This is a genomic window from Alicyclobacillus sp. SP_1 (assembly GCF_024706985.1).
Lineage (GTDB): Bacteria > Bacillota > Bacilli > Alicyclobacillales > Alicyclobacillaceae > Alicyclobacillus_I.
In genome coordinates, this window is the sequence record NZ_JAMCCX010000060.1 from 1 (window position 1) to 5,627 (window position 5,627).

Here is a 5,627-nt window from a genome sequence, read left to right on the forward strand (position 1 = left end):
GACAAACTCATCTTAGCCTTACAGGGAGCGCCTTTTCAATGATTCTAGAAGTTCAAGACCCTCGAAATCCGGGATTAATGTTCAAGCGTTATGCAGTTTCTGTATGAATTTACGCCAGCATTGCAGTGAAATATTTTGATTTGTCAAGAGCTTTAAAACTCAACTTTCGCAGGCCAAAACAGGGAGATACGCCTTGATATAGCTGGGTAGACCGTCGATCCACTGCCACACCCCCATACCAGTTCGCAGCGCTCGGGATACCCGTCTACAAGAGGTACGCATCCAACAAAGTATTGTAACCATCGAGCGTACGGGCAGCAGCAGTCGCTCGCAGCCTAAACCCGCCGACCATGACACACACCGTAGGCCCCAAGAAAGGCCCTGTCAGCCACGCAAGCCCAGCCGCGGGCCAGCGGCGAGGGCGGGACATCCAAGCCACAGCGAAACGCACAGAGGGCAGCGTAGCGCGAGAGAAATGATTGGATGATTTATACATTCAACCGACACATTCCATTTTGTGGGCCGAATAGACCGCACAAGGATAGGTCAGCCCATCACTAACTATTTTGTGCCCTTTCATAACGAGCGAAAAACTGGCTCTGATCCGTCTTCTTACGCCGTTTTTGCTCATACATCCTCGCATCCGCGACCTTAAAGCAGGACTCCAACGAATCCCCTTCCGTCGTTTGCCATACTGCGCCGCCCAGACTCAGGGAGAGGCTGTCAGTCGCACTGTTGATGGCCTCCTGTATCCGTGCCATGGCGGCATAGGCATCGGGCTTGTCGGTTTGCAAAACAACCACAAATTCATCGCCGCCCATTCTTGCCACCAGATCACCTGAGCGAACGATCCTACAAAGGAGGTTAGCGATCTCACAAAGTGCCTCATCCCCTGCCCAATGCCCATAGATATCATTCACTCGCTTTAAGTTATCTACATCCAGAAGACCCAGCACCAAATGCGACCCTGTACGTTCGCATTCCTGAAGCAAATGTGGAAGACGCGCTTCCAGCCCCCGCCGATTGAGCAACCCTGTGAGGGCATCTTGCTGGGAGGCGTTGTCGGCGATTTGAACGGCCAGAAGAAAGTCTAACGCCAGAGACACCTGCGCTGCACACACGTCCATGAGCGTGGTGGGCGTGGCACAGCACAATGGGGCCGGGGGAATGTGTGTCCGCGCGACGATAACGGCCCCAACCCTCTGTCCCTTGCAGTCAAGCGGCCAAATGCCGATTTCAAAGAGTCCTAGATGCCTTGGCATCACTTGCAAAGCGTTGGGCATGTCTTCGACCCTTGTCCACCTTTCCAGCAACGGATCCCCTTCATCGTGCCTGTTCAGCACATCATCCAGTACGAGCGATTTGAGGGATTCGTCGATGTTACTGAAGACACCCCATGAGGCGTGCATCGTTGAGTTAGCCGGAGTGAACCCTTCCATGCTCTTTTTGGCATAGACGAAGAATCCCGAATCCACATCGGCAACATCTTGCAGCGCCTTTGCCGCCATGTGAAAGAGTTCCGTCTCATCCAAGGCACCTGACCATCCACGGGAGCAATGAAGAAATGCGCGCAGCCTGTTCTCTTCCAACTAGACACCCCCGTCTCGATACAAAATGAGCGACATAGCCCATGTGCTCTGCTGCTCGTTAAGCATACATTCGCCCTTACATCCCTAATTTCATCAATCCATAGATGCCTATGCTCATGATCCAAAACAGAAATCCCAACCGAGTGACCTCGCTAAATGAAACAAAGGAGCCTGTTCGTTTTCCGGTCGCTGAGGCCACCCAATTGAAGAGGACGTTCAGCGACAAACTCGCAGCCACGCCAGTGGCGAATGTGATGATGAGAAAGTGGGTCACGTAAACCACCTTGCTAGTCTCTTTCGCTTTTAAGATTCCGGGAGTTGAAGATACCGAGTCGTCTCGAGCTGCCGTGGTTCGCATTACTCTTGACAGTGACAGACGACCGTTACACGATCGTTACACATGGGTACTGGAGGGATTCGTTCAAAGGCACCCTACCGATCTGATGGGTGGATGACTTGATCCTCGAGTGTTACAAGTATCTCGACCACGAAGTCGGCAAAGCGCCGCAATTCAAGGCTACAAATCTCGTTACGCTGGGCTTCCCACCGGAAGAGCAGTTCTTGCTGATGGTCCGGCAACAACGCCTTGAGTTACTCCGTGAGATGTTGCTTGGACAGCGATAAGTCAGTCTGTTTCTCCTGCCTGGTGCCACCAGACTGTTCATAAAAATCGTCGATCAGTTGCTCGGCCAAGAGTCGTCTAGCGATAGTATCCATGAGACCACCTCCCGGATCGTTTGTAAGACTTTACCTCTCCCATCGCCTATTCGCCACTCTTGTTTTGATGAGCCTCATTGACCTCGGAGTATGGTATCATTTGGACATGAACAGCCTCTATAGAGTGCGAGGAGATATCGTTGGCCAACACAAATCGAACGACATACTACGAGTACCAAGCGTGTTCAACGCCGACTGAAGACACCCTTGTCTTGATCCACGGTCTAGCTGCGGATTCGACAATGTGGGACCTGGTGTGGCCGTTGCTGGCGCAATCTTTCAATGTCCTTCGCTACGACCTGCCAGAACACGGGAAGAGCGATCCGGCACCGTCAACCCAAGATCTGACTTGGCCATACTTAATTGATGACTTGCACTGTTTGGCGGAGGCTTTGAAGATCGGGCGCTTTCACGTCGTTGCCCACGGATTTGGTGGCACCTTGGCCCTGGAGTACGCCCGTGCTTATCCTGAAGCCGTTGTGACCTTGTCCATCATCTCCCTGCATGCAGCGGTGTACTTTAAGGCTAGACCGGAAGTGTACGATGGATTACGTGCTTTCATTAGAGGACATAAGAACGCAGGACCCATTGGCGCCCACCTGGCTCAGATGTATTGTAGTCCTTCCATGGACGCGTGGGCCGGGCGTTTATACAACATGGCAGATGCGGTTTCGGCAGATAGTTGGATTCACTTCTTGGACCTCATCGCGAACACACCCACCGTTGATTTGATCAAGGAATCAAGCACCCCAATCTTCATGCTCTTTGGCCGATCAGACCCTCTGACACCATACGAGGGACTGAATCACCTGCTGACACACGACCTAGCGGGGAAGCGAACCTTGTTGGTCCCGAACGCGTCAAACTGTCTTCACATCGAGGCCCCAGAGTTGACGGCGAGCGCAGTTCATGACTATATAAAACAGGTGACCAATCAACAAACCAATGGTTCCAACCCGCTGGTTGAATTGATTCACGACCTTTGCGATCCCCTCGGCGTGACCGACGGAGGTTCGGGAACCATCGAACTGAATTGTCTCGGGGGCTTCCATGTCAAGGTCAATGGTGTCTCCATATTAAAAGGATGGAACCAGCGCTTCGCCAAGGAGATCCTCATCTACATCGCGCTCCATGGCAGTGCAGCTCGGGATGAGTTGATTGACTTACTGTGGAACAACGCTGAGCTCACGCAGGCAAGAACCCAGCTTAGGGTGGCACTCTCGCATCTGCGCAAGCTCCTCAAGGTCGGTGGCATGGACGCTGATCTGCTTGTCGCGGACCACGCCCATGTCAGGCTGGCGGGGACAGTGACCTGCGATGTCCTCGATGTAAAACGAGCCATCGGCCAGGCCAGCGCGCTGGAAGGTGAAGAGCGCGCCCTCGCGATCGAGCGCATTTTCGATGGTCTGCCGGTTCCGCCGCTGTTTTCTGGGATCTATCATGACAGCGTGCTCTCGTACTGGTACGGAATCGAGAATAAGCTCCAAGAATTGAGCCGGTGGTGCCTCGATTACTATGAGTGCCACGGCGTCGGAAAGGAGGCAGCGCGTTTCAAGAAAACGGTGTCACGGTTTCTTCCCGGCTATGAGTCGGAGGCAAGCGGAGATGCGTGAGGAGACGATGGCGGCGTCGGACGTCATTCGACCACTCGCCGAACTCTCTATCAGGGACATGGAAAACGCTCCCCAATAACGGATACCGACATCAGAGAGCCTCCTTTAGTGGCGGAACTGACGGGATTCGAACCCGCGGTCTCCTGCGTGACAGGCAGGCATGTTAGGCCACTACACCACAGCTCCAAGGTAGAACAGCGCGCAGCAAGACCCGCATCGGTCTCGCCGCGCACTGCGCTATGTACTTGGTGGAGGACAAGGGATTCGAACCCCTGACCCCTGCGCTGCCAGCGCAGTCCTCCCGCTGGAGCTGGTTTCACTACCCGCTAATCCAGCAAACATCGCTTGACACAACCGTATGTGTATATCCTAGAGATACACCATTAGCAGTCATGCACATGGCGCAATCACGGGCATCATTATGTCACAGGACTCACTAAAGAGGCAAGCTCATGTGGTCGACTCCCAATGTCACATCGAATTCTGCATGATTGGAGGTTTCAACGGACTATCACATGGGCCCCGTCTGCTGCTCGTTGGAGCCAGAGTCCACCCCTGCAACCTTGTGCATATTGTTATCACGATAACGAGGTTGAGACCGAACGCCACCCTGAGCCTAACGTGCTTTTTTAGACTATTTCTACGTCCATCGAAATAAGGTAATATATGTGATAGGACGAATTCTAGGGGGTATAAAGGTGCGTGTTCTCTCGGTAATCAATTATAAAGGTGGGGTCGGCAAGACAACACTCACAGCGAATTTGGCTTCCGAACTTGCGTTTCAGGGGAATAAGGTCTTGATTGTAGACCTCGACCCTCAAACCAATTTGACGTTTTCATTCTTGATGGTTGACGAATGGGAGCAGAACTATCAGGACAGAACCATCAAAAAATGGTATGACGCATTTATTGACAATGACCAAGATTTCAATCTAAATGGGCTTATTCTGACACCCCAAAGAGTAAATTCTAGGCTGCGCGTTCTAAAATCTGAGGGTCAAGTCGACCTGATATCTTCTCATTTGGGTCTGATTGATGTGGATCTAGAATTAAGCGCAAAACTTTGGGGAGGTAGTGAAAGAACAAACAGGCGGAATTTCTTAATAGTTCATTCCAGACTTAAGGCTGGACTTCAGCAACTTGAGGACAAGGGATATGATTGCGTTATTATTGACTGTCCGCCCAATTTTAGCGTCGTGACGAAGACCGCGATAGTTGCGAGTGACTCAGTGCTAATCCCTGCAAAACCAGACTATCTATCTACCATTGGAATAGAGCAGTTGCAAAAACGTATTGGTGAACTTGTCAGTGAATACAATTCCAAACTACAGCACGACAATAACAGAGACGAGTTTAATCCAATTTCGCCGTCTGTTAAGGGTGTTATATTCACAATGCTGGGAATTCGAAACGGACAACCATATTCGGCGTTGCAGCAATACATATCTCAGGTTCAGCGCATAGGAATATCTACACTGACCACGACGATACGGGAAAACAAGACAGTCTACGCTACGGCACCAGAATCCGGAATTCCGGTGGTATTGGAGGATGTTCGAAACGAGCAAACTTATCTCACGGTGCGCAAAGAACTCGAACAGTTGACAGCAGAAGTGATTAAGTTAGTTTTATCTTAAGCAGTCCTGTAATGAAGCAATTTAAGATTTGCTAGATTAAAAAACCTCCTGGTATCGTGGTAGGTGACGAA

Annotated in this window: 5 protein-coding genes and 1 tRNA gene; 2 read left to right on the forward strand and 4 right to left on the reverse strand. The window is 51.4% G+C overall.

The genetic code is table 11. The features are described 5' to 3' along the window. Positions 1–557: 557 nt before the first annotated feature. From M4I36_RS13115 to M4I36_RS13125, 3 genes are all read right to left on the reverse strand, one after another. On the reverse strand, positions 558–1,508 hold the full coding sequence (locus M4I36_RS13115) for a GGDEF domain-containing protein (protein ID WP_258112203.1): 951 nt from the start codon (positions 1,506–1,508) through the stop codon (positions 558–560). A gap of 157 nt (positions 1,509–1,665) precedes the next feature. Then, on the reverse strand, positions 1,666–1,872 hold the full coding sequence (locus tag M4I36_RS13120; protein WP_258112204.1) for a hypothetical protein: 207 nt from the start codon (positions 1,870–1,872) through the stop codon (positions 1,666–1,668). Between the two features lie 308 nt (positions 1,873–2,180). Next, entirely contained in the window at positions 2,181–2,306 is a 126-nt protein-coding gene (locus M4I36_RS13125; protein WP_258112205.1) for a hypothetical protein, read from the reverse strand. Between the two features lie 140 nt (positions 2,307–2,446). Here M4I36_RS13125 and M4I36_RS13130 point away from each other — a divergent pair, with 140 nt between their 5' ends. Further along, positions 2,447–3,919 carry an alpha/beta hydrolase gene (locus M4I36_RS13130; protein WP_258112206.1) on the forward strand — a complete coding sequence of 491 codons (1,473 nt, stop codon included), beginning with the start codon at positions 2,447–2,449 and terminating at the stop codon, positions 3,917–3,919. A gap of 109 nt (positions 3,920–4,028) precedes the next feature. Here the strand turns inward: M4I36_RS13130 and M4I36_RS13135 are convergent. After that, positions 4,029–4,105 (reverse strand) — tRNA-Asp (locus M4I36_RS13135). A gap of 512 nt (positions 4,106–4,617) precedes the next feature. On the opposite strand from M4I36_RS13135, the gene M4I36_RS13140 reads away from it, so the two are divergent. Beyond that, positions 4,618–5,556 (forward strand): ParA family protein, encoded by a 939-nt coding sequence (locus tag M4I36_RS13140; RefSeq protein ID WP_258112207.1) that lies wholly within the window; start codon positions 4,618–4,620, stop codon positions 5,554–5,556. Positions 5,557–5,627: the final 71 nt, after the last annotated feature.